The organism is Planococcus sp. APC 3900 (assembly GCF_030407735.1).
GTDB classification, from domain to species: Bacteria; Bacillota; Bacilli; order Bacillales_A; family Planococcaceae; genus Planococcus; species Planococcus notacanthi.
Genome location: NZ_JASDCT010000005.1, coordinates 69,935 through 83,431 on the forward strand (window position 1 = coordinate 69,935; position 13,497 = coordinate 83,431).

14 protein-coding genes are annotated in these 13,497 nt (G+C 47.0%); 3 read left to right on the forward strand and 11 right to left on the reverse strand.

What is annotated here, in order from left to right; translation table 11 throughout:
- Nucleotides 1–2: 2 nt before the first annotated feature.
- The 10 genes from QMA04_RS11510 to QMA04_RS11555 form a co-directional block, all read right to left on the reverse strand.
- Nucleotides 3–611: a hypothetical protein gene (locus QMA04_RS11510; RefSeq protein WP_290185906.1), complete on the reverse strand. Its 609-nt coding sequence runs from the start codon at nucleotides 609–611 to the stop codon at nucleotides 3–5.
- Nucleotides 608–1,246, reverse strand: coding sequence for a phosphate starvation-inducible protein PhoH (locus QMA04_RS11515; RefSeq protein ID WP_290185908.1), 639 nt, complete (start codon nucleotides 1,244–1,246; stop codon nucleotides 608–610). The genes QMA04_RS11510 and QMA04_RS11515 overlap by 4 nt, the downstream gene beginning before the upstream one ends.
- Nucleotides 1,243–2,040, reverse strand: a complete 798-nt coding sequence (locus QMA04_RS11520) for an ABC transporter ATP-binding protein (RefSeq protein WP_290185910.1) — start codon at nucleotides 2,038–2,040, stop codon at nucleotides 1,243–1,245. The genes QMA04_RS11515 and QMA04_RS11520 overlap by 4 nt, the downstream gene beginning before the upstream one ends.
- The gene (locus QMA04_RS11525) at nucleotides 2,037–3,728 is read right to left on the reverse strand and encodes a dipeptide/oligopeptide/nickel ABC transporter permease/ATP-binding protein (RefSeq protein WP_290185912.1); all 1,692 of its coding nucleotides are present in this window, start codon (nucleotides 3,726–3,728) and stop codon (nucleotides 2,037–2,039) included. Before QMA04_RS11525 ends, QMA04_RS11520 begins: the two co-directional genes overlap by 4 nt.
- A complete protein-coding gene (locus QMA04_RS11530; protein ID WP_290185914.1) occupies nucleotides 3,728–4,732 on the reverse strand; it encodes an ABC transporter permease in 1,005 nt (334 codons plus the stop codon). The genes QMA04_RS11525 and QMA04_RS11530 overlap by 1 nt, the downstream gene beginning before the upstream one ends.
- 13 nt (nucleotides 4,733–4,745) lie before the next feature.
- Nucleotides 4,746–6,380, reverse strand: coding sequence for an ABC transporter substrate-binding protein (locus QMA04_RS11535; RefSeq protein WP_290185916.1), 1,635 nt, complete (start codon nucleotides 6,378–6,380; stop codon nucleotides 4,746–4,748).
- Nucleotides 6,381–6,665: 285 nt separating this feature from the next.
- On the reverse strand, nucleotides 6,666–7,547 hold the full coding sequence (locus QMA04_RS11540; RefSeq protein WP_290185918.1) for a LysR family transcriptional regulator: 882 nt from the start codon (nucleotides 7,545–7,547) through the stop codon (nucleotides 6,666–6,668).
- A 151-nt stretch (nucleotides 7,548–7,698) separates the two neighbouring features.
- Nucleotides 7,699–8,118, reverse strand: a complete 420-nt coding sequence (locus QMA04_RS11545) for a sporulation protein (RefSeq protein WP_290185920.1) — start codon at nucleotides 8,116–8,118, stop codon at nucleotides 7,699–7,701.
- A 64-nt stretch (nucleotides 8,119–8,182) separates the two neighbouring features.
- Nucleotides 8,183–9,370, reverse strand: a complete 1,188-nt coding sequence (locus QMA04_RS11550; RefSeq protein WP_191714375.1) for an AI-2E family transporter — start codon at nucleotides 9,368–9,370, stop codon at nucleotides 8,183–8,185.
- Nucleotides 9,371–9,428: 58 nt separating this feature from the next.
- Complete coding sequence (locus tag QMA04_RS11555) at nucleotides 9,429–10,397, reverse strand: LCP family protein (protein WP_290185921.1); 969 nt, start codon at nucleotides 10,395–10,397, stop codon at nucleotides 9,429–9,431.
- Nucleotides 10,398–10,772: 375 nt separating this feature from the next.
- Here QMA04_RS11555 and msrA point away from each other — a divergent pair, with 375 nt between their 5' ends.
- A complete protein-coding gene (msrA, locus tag QMA04_RS11560) occupies nucleotides 10,773–11,303 on the forward strand; it encodes a peptide-methionine (S)-S-oxide reductase MsrA (protein WP_290185922.1) in 531 nt (176 codons plus the stop codon).
- 83 nt (nucleotides 11,304–11,386) lie between these two features.
- Complete coding sequence (locus tag QMA04_RS11565; protein ID WP_290185923.1) at nucleotides 11,387–11,698, forward strand: hypothetical protein; 312 nt, start codon at nucleotides 11,387–11,389, stop codon at nucleotides 11,696–11,698.
- On the opposite strand, the gene QMA04_RS11570 is transcribed toward QMA04_RS11565, so the two are convergent.
- Nucleotides 11,688–12,872, reverse strand: coding sequence for an MFS transporter (locus QMA04_RS11570; RefSeq protein ID WP_191714371.1), 1,185 nt, complete (start codon nucleotides 12,870–12,872; stop codon nucleotides 11,688–11,690). The two genes, QMA04_RS11565 and QMA04_RS11570, sit on opposite strands and share 11 nt — an antisense overlap.
- Before the next feature lie 359 nt (nucleotides 12,873–13,231).
- Between QMA04_RS11570 and QMA04_RS11575 the strand changes: the two genes are divergently transcribed.
- On the forward strand, nucleotides 13,232–13,465 hold the full coding sequence (locus QMA04_RS11575; protein WP_191714370.1) for a hypothetical protein: 234 nt from the start codon (nucleotides 13,232–13,234) through the stop codon (nucleotides 13,463–13,465).
- Nucleotides 13,466–13,497: the final 32 nt, after the last annotated feature.

Consider the following 13,497-nt stretch of genomic DNA (forward strand, 5'->3'; position numbering starts at 1 on the left):
GGTCAGATCTTCCCTTCAGCAAGCCACGGCAGGAATCCCCGTAAGAACCGTTCTGTCGCCGGCATAAAATAAGAACCGTAATGATAATCAGGATCCAGAGTCGTGTTGACCCAGGTGCCGCCGGAATTGACTTTATCGATATACAGGACAGAACCGCCATCTTCTGTCGCCACCAAGGTCTCACATCCTGCAGTTGGCCAGTAGACACCGTGCTGGTGCCAGGTGGCATCGTCAAGACTTAGGTAGCGCTGGAACAAATCATGTTTTTCTCCCGGCAACGTAAGTCCGCTTTTCGCATTTTTTTCAAGCCACCACCAAAAGTTGGTCGGGCGGAATTCCCAATTATGTGCCGGCAGCCAGTCAAATCCCTGAGGACCGAACGTCACGACGATGCGGCCGGAATCCGCGAAATCCTTAATTTTTTCGACATTGGCCTCCAGCAGTTTCATATGGGTCTGCGACGGAATCAATAATACATCCAGCGTCTCCAGATTTGCTTCCGCAAATTCCTGCACCGGCAGAAGCTGATGGATGTGTTTGGCGAATTCACCTGTTTTATAAGTGCGGCTATGCTGGGAACTGCCGCCATAAAGAACGCCGATTTTTCTCATGCTTTCACCATTCCTTCCTGAAGCGCTGCACATTCCTCAAGCACCCAGCTCCGGAGCTGTGCACTGATGCGGTCTGTGGTCTTTTTCTCATCCGTCTGCATATAGCCGAATAAGTCAAACCCGACATGCGCCAAAATGGTTCCTGCGGTACTGTTGCGGTCGATATACGTGATCGGTTCGCCTTCATTCAACATCAGCAGCACTTCCGCATCTTTAGGCAGCGGGTGATGGCCACGTGCGAAAAATCCAGCGACGCCTTTTTTCAAGGTCATATCGTCTTCTTCAACCCCTCTAAAAATCGGATGGTCGATCACTTTGCGGACACGGTAATCAGAAAAGCGCTTGATGTCTTTGGCGATGAACGGTTTGCCTCCTGGCAGCCAATTGGTCACCAGATTGCCGCAGAACACCACGACTTTCCGATCTTCCAGGAATTCCCGGATGGCGTGGCGCTCTTTGTAGAGGAAGTCCTGATCTGAAAAGCCGGTGATAACCAGGCATTTATAGGGAGTCAAGTCGACCTTCCCCAACGAGTAAATGTCGATGAAGTTAAAATCCTTCTGGTCCGCAACGCCTTGCGAACGGTTCTGGGCAAAAATAGTGCCGGCATCTAAAACGATGAAATTTGCAGTCATACTGATTCTCCTTTTGTATTTTCCAGACTCCTTAAAGCCTGGATCAGCTTGATGGTAAATGGATGTTCGGGGTATTCGATAACGGTTTCGGTATCACCCTGGTCGACAATGCTGCCTTCGTAAAGTACGAGCAGCCGGTGGCAAAAGCCTTTGGTCAACGCAATGTCATGGGTGATGAATAAATAAGCGATGCCGAATTGTTCGTTGAGCTTTTTCAACAGCCCAATCAGTTCCAGCCGAAGCGAAGTATCGAGCATTGACGTCGGTTCGTCGCAGATGATGAGCTTCGGCCGGCAGACGAGCGCACGCGCAACGCCTACTCGCTGGCGTTCCCCGCCTGATAATTCATGGGGAAAACGCGCTCCGTATTTTTTTGGATCCAACGACACCAATGACAAAGCTTCATTGACGAGCTGCCGCCGTTTGGCGGAATCTTTTTCATATTTTTGGATGATCAGCGGCTCTTCGACGAGATCTTGGATGCACATGCGGCCGGACAGCGAGTCATAGGGATCTTGAAAGATCATTTGGATGTCTTTGGCGAATGCCCGCCGCCTTTTGCCCGTCAGTTCCGTCAAGTCACTGCCATCAAACCAGATGGTGCCGCCGTTTTGCTGTTCGAGGCTTGCCAGAATGCGGCCGACTGTGCTTTTTCCGGCACCGGACGCGCCGATCAAGCCGACGATTTCACCCCGCTGCAAACTGAAGGAAACGTCTTTTAAGATGGCTGTTTCTTCATGCTTGGCATGGCCGTAGACTTTTCGCAGACTGTCCACATTCAATAACAGGCTCATTTGCTCAACACCTCTTTCCGTTTTGTTTGCGTCAATAAAGGCATAGCGTCAATCAGACGGCGCGTATATGGATGCGTCGATGATTCCGCCAATTCTGCCGATGGGCCGCCGTCGACGATATAGCCATATTTCATGATGGCCAGCCGGTCGGTGATTTTCAGTACGGCCGGCAGATCATGCGAGATGAAGATCATCGATAAGTTTAATTCCTGTTGCAGCCTCTGCAGCAATTCCAGAATTTCCACTTGCACCATGACATCCAGCCCGGTCGTCGGTTCATCGGCAATGACAAACTCGGGCCGGTTGATCAGCGCCATGGCAATGATGACGCGCTGGCGCATGCCGCCCGACAATTCATGAGGGAATGCATGGCGCCATTTCAAATCGAGGCCCACTTGCAGCAGCGATTCATCTATGCGCTGGTTCAGCTCAGCCGCCGGCATTTTATGATGGGCCAGGATGGCTTCCGCCAATTGCTTTTCGACTGAAATGACCGGATTCAACGCGTTCATGGCTGCTTGTGCGATATAGCCGATTTTATTGCCGCGGATTGACCGGATTTCTTCGTCACTGAATTTTTGAAGGTCTTTTCCTTCAAAATAGATCCCTTCCACCGACAAACGGGCAGGTTCTTTCAATTGCTGGATAATGGCGGAGGCAACGGTCGTTTTGCCGCTGCCCGATTCTCCGACGATTCCCAGTACTTCGCCTTTATGTACCCGGAGCGACACACCGGAAACAACTGGCGTGAAAACTCCTTTTTTCGGATATTCGACTGTCATATTGTTGATGCTCAACACGATATCTTCGTCCAACAGCTCTTGTTTCAAAAGGATGGACTGTTTCGGCCGTTTCGGGGACGGCACATACGCACTCAGGCGCGGATTGACTTTTTCCTCCAAGTAATAGCCGATAAAGGAAAAGGCCAGAACCACCAGCACGATGCAGACGCCCGGCGGAATGATCCACCAAACCCATGCCTCTGTCAAAAAGGCGCTGCGGTTATTGGCGTAATACAGAATACTGCCCCAACTCTTCATCAAGGGATCGCTCATGCCCAGAAAGCTGAGAGACGATTCCAGCAGGATGGCCGCATTGACCGCTGCTACAAATTGTGGGATGAATAACGGAAATACGCCGGGCAGGATGTGTTTTCGGAACAGATAAAAATGTCCTGCACCCATCGATTTGGCTGCCAGCACCGGCCCTGCTTTTTTGATGGATAAGGTTTGGGCACGAATCTGCCGTGCCTTGCCTGCCCACATGACCAAAGTGATGACAAAAATTTGAGTGAATGCTCCCGGGCCGATATAGACCGCGATGACGATCATCAGCGGCAGAAACGGCAAAGTCAATACGACGTCGATGAGACGCAGCATAAGCGTTTCAAACCAGCCGCCGAAATAACCGGACAACACACCAATGATGCCGCCGATAAAAGTGGCGATCACCGCTGTGGCAATTCCGATAAACAAGGAAGTCCGGGCGCCTACTGCGAGCTCTGCCAGAATGTCCTGGCCCATGTCGTTGGTTCCAAGCCAATGTTCGGCGTTTGGTCCCTGAAACGAAGCACCGGTTTGCTGATAGGCATCGTGTGGGATCAGCATCGGCCCAAGCAAGGCAAATAACAGCATGGCTCCAGCCATTGCAGCACCGGTCCAGCCGATGATTTTTGTCGATTTGCGCATCAAGATTCCCCCTTCACACGGCGCGTTGATTTAGCGCGCGGATCGATCATTGGATAAGTCAGATCCGCCAAAATATTCGCGCCAATCACGCCGATGGTGATCATCAGGAACACGGCCTGCATCATCGGGAAGTCGCGTGCCACGACACTTTCGTACAGCAGACGGCCGATTCCAGGATAGGAAAACACCGTCTCCACCACCACCGAACCGCCGATCAACGTGCCGAGGTTCATCATGAAGTGGGTATAGACCGGAAGTAAGGCGTTGCGCAACCCATGGTTGAATATCAGGCGGGGTTTCGTGACGCCTTTGGCTTCCGCCATCACCACATAATCCTGTCCCAGCGATTCCAGCATCGACGAACGTGTCAGCAGGTAATTCGAGCCGACCGTGGCAATGCTGAGTGTGGCAATCGGCAGCACCAAGTGCAAAGCGACGTCCTTCAACCAGCCGATCGTGGTTCCATCCTGGACGATTGATACCGCTCCGTAAGTCGGAAACCAGCCGAACTGCACCGCGAAAATGGCAATGAACAGCATGCCGACCCAAAACCCAGGCACAGCCTGGAAAGTCAGCATGACCGTCAGCAACGACACGTCTCTTGATTTCCCGCGGTTCCAAGCCGAATAGGCGCCGACTGCAACGCCGATGACTGCACTCAACAGCATGGCTGGACCGATCAAAACGAGTGTCCACGGCAGCCGTTCCAGAATCACGTCTATCGCCGGCAAGCCGTATTTGATGGAAACGCCGAAATCAAAACTGACGATTCCTTTCAGGTAAATAAAATATTGCTCAAACAGCGAACCGCCGAGGCCCATTGAATCCAGGGCCATCTGCTTTTGTGCTGCTGTCAATTCCTTTAACGTTCCTTCATCGAAAAAGTACAATAACGGGTCCCCCGGCGCTAAACGCGGCAACAAAAAATTGATGGTAATCGCCACGAACAGCACCAGGCCGTATTGCAGCAGTTTTTTTCCGAAAGCTGTATATTTTGGATTCATGCTGCTCTTCTCCTCAGTCGATCAGTTCAGGTTGTGTTGCCGATACCGCCTGCTGTGTTTCTTCCGGCAGGAACGAATATTTATTGATGATGCCATACCCCAGCGATTCCACGTATTGATCGAAGACAGCTGAATTATAAGCAAAGATTTCCTGCGGGTAATACAAAGCGATGGCAGTCGGTTGGCTGTTATACAGCTCTTGTATTTCAAACGAGATCTCTTTGCGTGCTTCAATTGTTGAAGCCGCCATCCAATCAGATGTCAATTTATCCATTTCAGGATATTCAAGCTCTTTGGACCAGAGATAGCCGGATTTATGGGACATGATGAACTGGTCAGGATCGGCAACTCCGTGCGGCCCGATCAGGCTGACATAGGATTCGAAATTGTCTTCTGCAATATCCGCAGCAAAAGTAGTAGCATCCACCGCTTTCACTTCAAAGTGGAGACCCACTTGCTTCATCTGTTCCACCAGCAGCTCGGCAGCTCGGACATAAATCGGTTCTCCTGCAGACACTTTGATGGCAAAAGACATCTCTTTGCCTTCTGGTGTCTCACGGTAGCTGTCGCCGTCTACATCTTTATAGCCCAGTTTATCGAAAGCCTTAGAAGCTTTGGTCAAATCAAATGGCGTTGACAATTCCGGATTTGTCCAAGGAGAAGCCGGATGCGGATAGCCCTTGTCTCCCGCTTTGCCTTGCCCGAGCAAGATCGTATCGACAATCGACTGGCCATCGACAGCAAGCGACAGCGCATTGCGGAATTCGCCTTCATTGAATGGCGCCATCTCGTAATTGACGCCGAACTGAACGATGGACAAAGCGGAGGTTTCTGCCAACTTCAAGCTCTTTTCAGCAGCGAAGGAAGAAACCAGTTCAGCCGGAACAGTCCGTGAAGATGCATCGATTTCACCGGAACGCAGCGCGTTGAACATAGCGGTTGAATCTTTGATGACCGGCATGGTCAATGAACCGACGGTCGGCGTGCCCATGAAATATTCATCGTTTGCTTCAAATTGATAAGATTGATCAGATTGGTAATCGGTCAGCTCATAAGGGCCGGTCCCTACTGCCAGATCCGTAAATTTGCGCGGATTCTTCACTTCACTCCAAATATGTTCAGGCAAGATCGGCAAATCGGCAAAAGTGATCGATGCCAGTGACGGGCAGGCATAGGCACATTCGAATCGGACGCTGTCTCCGCTTTCTTCTATTTCAATCGCGTCGATTTTCGGCACTTCACTGACGTGGTGCGTATGGCGGTTTGCCGGGCCATCGCGGAAATACTCGTAAGTGAATTTAACGTCTTCAGCCGTAAAATCCTCCCCATCATGCCATTTGATGCCGGAACGGAGTTTCACGGTCCACGTTTTGTCATCCAGCTGCTCGGCACTTTCTGCAAGCCACGGAATTGGTTCATCTACATAAGGCGATGGCGAAAATAATTTGTCATAGACCAGATCCGTCATCCAGTCCAGATTGCCTGTGTAGATATTAAGCGGTCCGACATCGGTATGGAGTCCAATTGTCAGGTTGTCCACTCGATCGGCCGAAGTCGCCGCCTCTTCTCCTGTTACTGCTTTTTCTTCGCCGCAGGCTCCCAACATCAGCATTGTTCCTGCCAGCAAACACAAACCTCTCTTTTTCATCTCTAAATTCCCCTGCTTTCTTTATACTCTCTCGGTTACTTTCTCACTTAACTTATCATCAGTGAGAATGATTATCAATATCAACAAAGCATCCGATACTTGCCTTTTTGCAGCAGACACAAGCGTTTAGCGGCTCTTTATCAATTTTGCTTATGGCATTATAACGATTGCTTATAAAGGGTGCCGGTCATCTAAAAAAGTGCACCTTTTAACGGCCGAATACTTGGTTAAAGGGTTTAAAACATAGCGGCTGCCTTAAAATAAATAAAAAAACCTTCCCCCTATTCAGGAGGAAAGCTGTTCGGTTATGTGGCGGCAGTAAGCCTCTTCGGCTTCAGTTAGCAATTGAGTCGGGTCGATGACCAGACCATTTTCCCGCTTAATCCGCATTCCTTTAACACTGCGGCATACCAGCGTTGAATCTTTTGGAGACACTACTTTTTTCGGCATAAAAGAGACCGCGGCATTCTGTTCCAGTGCCTTCTTGATGATTTTGAAATCAGTCATCTGCATATAAAATACCGGAACTTCTTTCCCGCTCAATGCCTGTTTCACCAATTCCTGCAGATAAACGCTTTGCGTCAATAAAACCGGCATGTCTTTCAAGTCTTTTGCATAAATTACTTTTCGTTGTGCCAATGGATGTGCAGCCGACAATACCAGGTAAAGTTCTTCTTCAAAAAGCGGCTGGATCGTATAGGATTGCTGAATCTGCAGGTCAGAACGGTATATAGGCATGACCGCAAACTTAGCTTTCTTCTCGAACAGCTTTTCCCTTAACTCCTTATAGCAGAAGCCGTTGATTTCACATGGACATTTCCGGCAACACGAATGCTCTGCATCAAACAGTTCACAAAAGTAATTTTCAGCTATGTACTGGCTCATGTACAAAGAGACCGGCTCCTGAATCACAGCGGCTGAAGACATTCTGTCGTCCATCTCTTCAAACAGACCGATAAGCTGATCTGCATATTTCTTCAAAATGGTCCCCCGCTCTGTCAGGACAACTTGATGGTTTTTGCGGATCACCAGCTTGTCCTGATAATAATTCTCCAAAAATTTGATATGCTGTGTGACTGCAGGCTGTGAACAAAATAACATTTTAGCAGCTTCCGTATAGGATCCGCATCTGGCGAGTACAGAAAAGGTCTTTAGTTTGCTTAACATGACTCCTCCTTATAATTGAAAATGATTCTCATTATCATCCTTTAATTAGTTTATCGGATAATTTTACTTAACGCAATGAAATCCCTAAAAGAGAAATAATAAGGTTGAACATTTTGCGACATATTTCATCATAAAAAAAGAGAGCTGAAAATCAGCTCTCAAATGTTCCATATGTGATTTCGTCTTCATCTTGTGCATTGACGCCATTTTTTACATGGACGACAGTACGCAAAATCAATTTTGCTTTTGGATGATCCACTATCCAGCGTTCATCCGGCATGATTTCAAATTGCTGCATGACCGTTTCTTTTGATTTGACCGATCCCGCAAACTCCATCGATTGTTTTCCGATGACCGTTTCGTAAAAATCGAAATCGCTGTCGTCCCGTGTATCTTCGACTAGTTTGATGACGTTCAACTCTATGAAATCGATTGTTTGATCGCCGTCTCCACCGTCCAGATACACTGTGCCGTTCAATGTTTCGCCTTCTTCGAGATGCGGCATTTCGACTACCGTTTCGACTTTTAAAGACCCGATGCCGATTGATGATAAAAAATCTTTGAACTTCATAACGTAGAAACCCCCAACTTTTGTTAATCCTTATATACCACTATTATGCTGTTTTAAAACAATCTTATAGTTCTGTATAATCGTATTGATTTTCCAAATTGGTTTCATGTTTGTTGTAACGGCGTTTAAAGAGCCTATAAAAATGGGAAATCAAGACCCGAAGCAACGCATACATCGGAATCCCTAAAATGACGCCGACAACACCGAATAGCGACCCCGCTGTCAAAAGCACAAAGATGATCGTCACCGGATGGATAAATAATGTTTTTCCCATAACTTGTGGAGAAATCAAATTTCCTTCCACCAACTGCACAACCGTCCAGACAATTGCCAGCTTAACCAGCATGAAAGGGGATGTAACAAGTGCAATAATGGCGGCAGGAGTGATGGCAATAGCAGGCCCTATATAGGGCACAATGCTGGTCACCATGGCTAAAACCCCCAGCAGCAAGGCATAATCCATGCCAATGATCAGGAATCCGATATAAACCATGACACCAATGCAAAACGCTACAATCAGCTGCCCTTGTATGTAAGCCCCCAATTGCTTATCCGCTTCCGTGAATACTTCACGCGTATCGTCGCGGAATCTGGGCGGCAAGAGTTTGAGGAAATACTCCGGCAATTTCTCGCCGTCCTTCAACAGGTAAAACAGGATAAACGGAACGATGACCACCGATAAAATAACGCCAGTAATCGTGGAAATTAAACCAGTCACCCCTGTAATGATGCTGGTCACGGTATTTTGCAGGGTATCTGCAATATTGCCAGGCAATGTTGCAAGCAAGGTGTCGATTGTAAAGTTGGATTCACTGTAATAATCACCGATATACGAGGTTCTTAAAAAGGCATCCACATCCGTCAGCAATTGCATAAAATACGTCGGAAACTCTTCAATGAGTGTTTGGAATTGTGATTTTAAAAATGGAAATACCAAGACGATCAATAATGTAATCAGTCCGACCACGCCAAGAAAGATGATGAGGATCCCCCAAATGCGCGGAATTTTAAAATTCTCCAACATGCGCAACACCGGCCGCAGCAAGTAGAAGAGGATCAATGCCAACACAATCGGTAAGACTACGGTTTTCATGAATACGCTAAGCGGGTGGAAAATAAACGAAACCTCTTTGAAAGTGAAAACCACCAAGCCAAGCAGCAATAGCGTAATCAGCGTGAATATGGTATTTCTTCCGCCTAAAAAGCGAATGTAATTTGTAGCAAAAAACGATGGCTTGTCCTCTGGCTGCATAAGCTTCCCCTTTTCTTAATAGACTATCTACTTTCATATTATCATATCATCTGATAATTTAGTCTAAGGGTTGTGACAAATATTCACTTAAAGCCTGTTTGTTCTGTTCTACGTCAATATCGAGAACCGATCCTGCATGGGAGTAATTTCCGTAACTATAGCTGTTTTCAACAGGCAAAGTCAGACGGCCCACTTCCCCGCTTCCGCCGGTTGCCAACTGTGTCGCCAATTTCACTTGATCGGTCAGAGGCATATCCGTTTGGACATAGCCTTGCAAAGCTCCTGCCATTTTCGGGTATTTCGGAATCGCAGAAATGCTGATCAATTCGTCTTTCATGCCCGCAATCACTTGTTGTTGGCGCCGCACGCGGCCAAAGTCGCCTTCATCGTCTGCGCGGAAACGCGCATACCCTAAAAGCTCTTTGCCGTTCAGGTTCTGGACACCTGGCTCCAATGAGACCCCAATCCGTTTCGACATCGCTTTTTCCACATCGATTTCTACGCCGTTTGGAGCTGCCACATCAACCAGACTTTCAAAGCTTTCAAAATCAATTACTGCGTAATGATGAATTTCCACACCGAACATGTTTCTCAGCGTATCCGCCAGCAGATCCACACCGCCTTCACCGTGTTTTTCTCCTAAATAATAGGCCGTATTTAATTTATAGGATTGGTAACCGGGAATATCCGCATATATGTCGCGCATGAATGACGTCAGCTTGATTTCCCCATTTACTTTATCATGTGTAGCGAGCATCATTGTATCTGTGCGTGAAAATTCTTCTCCACGGGAATCGACACCCAATACCAGGATATTCTCGTAATCACCGTTTGCTTCATCTCCATCAAATGTTACTGGTTCTTGCTCGGTATTGTCTTCTGCTAAACTTACTCCACTTTTAAATTGTATGAATGCATAAGCACCAACTGCAATAAGAGCGACCATTAGCAGGAAGATGATGCCGCGCAGCCGTACTCTTCTTTTTCTGCGTCTTTTTCTTCTGACAGGTTGTAATTCTTCTTCCATAACAGATCTACTCCTTTCTAAACTTTTACGTCAATATGACGCGCGGGTATGCATTAAGTTTCAAGATTTTCTTTAAATAAATGAAAAGAATCAGGAATATAGGCTTTTTCTCATACGAAACCATTGGATTCATAAAAAAACTAATGCCCATTGTCGTTTGAAAGCCCACCTTTTGATTTCCAATGGTAAATTCATTGTAAATAAAACATTTTAATTGTCGTGAATCAAGCGGAGTGGTAAGATTTTTCTTACCTACTAAAAGATGATGTAGAAATTAGCTTTTCTTCCTATATAAACAGCAAGATGCCGAAAAGCCCAAAATCTCATCCGCAAAGTATAAAACAGGTTATCACTAATTCGAGAGGAGACATAATTATGACAGAAAAAGCGACATTCGCAGGCGGCTGCTTTTGGTGCATGGTCAAACCGTTCGATCAGTTTGACGGCATTGAACAGGTAGTTTCCGGCTATATCGGCGGGCATATCGAAAACCCTACATACGAACAGGTGAAATCGGGTACTACCGGACATATGGAAGCCGTGGAAATCACGTTCCAACCGGATATCTTCCCGTATGAACAATTGCTGGATATTTTTTGGCAGCAGATCGATCCGACTGACAACGAGGGCCAATTCCAGGATCGCGGCTCCTCCTACCGGGCTGCTATTTTTGTCCACAACGATCAGCAGCGGGCGCTGGCTAAAAAAACAAAGCAGGACCTTGATGCCAGTGGGCGTTTCGATAAACCTGTGGTGACAGAAATCTTGGATGCCGTCACTTTCTACAGAGCGGAAGAGTACCATCAGGATTTTTATAAGAAAAATGCCGAGCATTACAAAAAAGACCGTGAAGAATCCGGACGGGATGCATTTCTGTCCAATGCCTGGGAAAAAGTTGACGCTTGAAGCGTCAACTTTTTTTCCTCTCATTTATTGACGGATTATTCCGTCAAATCGCCCATTTACATTCGAATTAGGGAGGAACTCGATTGAAGCTTATAGAATCCATCGACCCGATTGTGATGCAATTAGTGATTTTACCGACAATAGTTATAGGAATCGGCATTCTGCTCGCTATCTTGACCAAAAGAATTTATGTCGGTCCAATTACTACGATGTTATTGACCTTAAGTTATAATTTTTGGTATTTCTCTTCATTTTTTCCGAATTCAAAACTGTCATTCACTATGGTTTCTTCCTGGTGCATCATTTTCCCGTTGATCTCGCTGTATCTTTCCTGGCTTTTTATCCTGCAGCCGAAAGCGATCAAAGAGTTCTTCCTCCCGGATATCAAGAAATAGCCTCTTTCTTATTAGTGAGCAGGAAAGCAAAAATGAACATCAGCACAATAAAACTAAGCAGCATCAACAACGTAATCGTGTGATTGCCTGTCTGGTCATAAACGATGCCAATCGTCAACGGCATGAAAGCCGAAATGATATAGCCGCCTGATTGCGTCATAGCCGTCCAACGATTGGCTTCATCAGCAGAAACGGTCTCATCAAGAGGCATCAATAAGGCAATCGGGAATAGCCCCCCCAGCGCAACACCGATAAAAGCAGCTGCGATCCAAATCGTGGCGAGACTTCCGAACATCAGCAGCAGTATCCCGATTGTGCCGGAAGCCAATATAATTACCGTCCACATGAAACGATTAGGAAATCGATTGAAAAATTGCGGAATGCTGATGCTGCCTGCAATCTGGACGGCAGTCATTAATGTCAGCACACCACCGGCTGCCAAGACCGACATTCCTTTTTCAATGGCGATCGGCGCTAGCCAGGTCAGCATAGAAAAGAATAATGCCGATTGGCAGCCGAAAAAGATCAGCATATACCAAGCCCGTTTATTTTTCCATGGCGATAAAGCGACAGCGCTGTCCCCTGCTATACTCTCCACTTTCACTTCAATCGGCTGTTTCACTTGCAGCCAAACGATGATAGCAGCTATCGACAAAAGGCTCCAACTTGCAATTGCCAGCGGCCAATCAGCAATCGTGTAAAAGACACCGGTCAAACCCGCGGACAAAGTCGCCCCGAGTCCCATTCCGAACGAATAGACTCCAATCAATGCAGCAGTACGCAATGGAAAATCACGTTTAATCATGGCAGACAGCAAAGGTCCAATAATAGCGATCGCCAAACCAATGATAAAAGCGGTGCCAAGCAGAACCGGATAAGTTGGCCAAAAGCCTCTGACTAGCGTAAACAGTCCGATTGCCATTAATAATAATGCGATTGAACGCTTTAAGCCGAACTTCCGACCAAACCATACAGCCAGTGGCGCAAATAACCCCATGCAAAAAACCGGAATCGCCGTCAGCAAACTGACTTCGCTATTGCTTAGATTTAAATCTGCACGTATAGGCTCGAGCATCGGGCCGATGGACGAAATGGCTGGCCGCAGGTTCAAGGCAACGAACAATATGGCCACTATCATCAATCCCAATGTTGATTTCTTTTGCTTTTCAACCACGTTTTTTCCTCCTGTTAACTAACTCAAATATGTATAGCTTGTTCCATGGAGCAGGCCGCTGCCTTCCACTCCTTCTTCCCCCAGCGGGCTCGCGCCCAATCCTCTCGCCTGCTACGTAAAAACCGGTGCTCCTGCATCGCAGCGCTAGCTTTGTCTAAGGAGTCTCCGCTGTTTGGCTCTGTATCTCTAGCGTTTTTTCTCAGCGCGAGGCGGTGTCTCAAATATTATTCCTTTAGCTCAACTACCTATACTAAACGGGCATATTACTGTTTAAATGGTTTTCAAATTAATGCCTTACGCCAAACTTGTGTTCTCACCCTTGCATCATTTAAAATGGAGGTGTGAAAGGCGGGTAGTCAATGAAGCTCGTAAACTGGAGTTACGCAAAACGCTATAACATAAAAGCGATTTTCGATGAGTTTCCGCATGTCGTTGTCTTGTTCCGCCAAATCGGCGGCTACTACTTTATCTATTCGATGAAAGGCCTAACCCCCGAACATATTCCCGGGCGGCGCGAATATGTTCGGATGGAGTATTTGCTTAACAAGGAACTTGGATTGTTGGAAGCTTATTTGGAACGCAAAACGAGGTAAAATAAGCTTATATTTTTAGTTTATCCGAGACC

Excerpts from the sequence above, each read along its gene's own strand:
- msrA (WP_290185922.1), top strand. The coding sequence starts at position 10,773 with ATGACAGAAAAAGCGACATTCGCAGGCGGCTGCTTTTGGTGCATGGTC.
- QMA04_RS11525 (WP_290185912.1), bottom strand. The coding sequence starts at position 3,728 with ATGCGCAAATCGACAAAAATCATCGGCTGGACCGGTGCTGCAATGGCT.
- QMA04_RS11515 (WP_290185908.1), bottom strand. The coding sequence starts at position 1,246 with ATGACTGCAAATTTCATCGTTTTAGATGCCGGCACTATTTTTGCCCAG.
- QMA04_RS11545 (WP_290185920.1), bottom strand. The coding sequence starts at position 8,118 with ATGAAGTTCAAAGATTTTTTATCATCAATCGGCATCGGGTCTTTAAAA.
- QMA04_RS11575 (WP_191714370.1), top strand. The coding sequence starts at position 13,232 with ATGAAGCTCGTAAACTGGAGTTACGCAAAACGCTATAACATAAAAGCG.
- QMA04_RS11535 (WP_290185916.1), bottom strand. The coding sequence starts at position 6,380 with ATGAAAAAGAGAGGTTTGTGTTTGCTGGCAGGAACAATGCTGATGTTG.
- QMA04_RS11555 (WP_290185921.1), bottom strand. The coding sequence starts at position 10,397 with ATGGAAGAAGAATTACAACCTGTCAGAAGAAAAAGACGCAGAAAAAGA.
- QMA04_RS11520 (WP_290185910.1), bottom strand. The coding sequence starts at position 2,040 with ATGAGCCTGTTATTGAATGTGGACAGTCTGCGAAAAGTCTACGGCCAT.
- QMA04_RS11530 (WP_290185914.1), bottom strand. The coding sequence starts at position 4,732 with ATGAATCCAAAATATACAGCTTTCGGAAAAAAACTGCTGCAATACGGC.
- QMA04_RS11510 (WP_290185906.1), bottom strand. The coding sequence starts at position 611 with ATGAGAAAAATCGGCGTTCTTTATGGCGGCAGTTCCCAGCATAGCCGC.
- QMA04_RS11550 (WP_191714375.1), bottom strand. The coding sequence starts at position 9,370 with ATGCAGCCAGAGGACAAGCCATCGTTTTTTGCTACAAATTACATTCGC.
- QMA04_RS11540 (WP_290185918.1), bottom strand. The coding sequence starts at position 7,547 with ATGTTAAGCAAACTAAAGACCTTTTCTGTACTCGCCAGATGCGGATCC.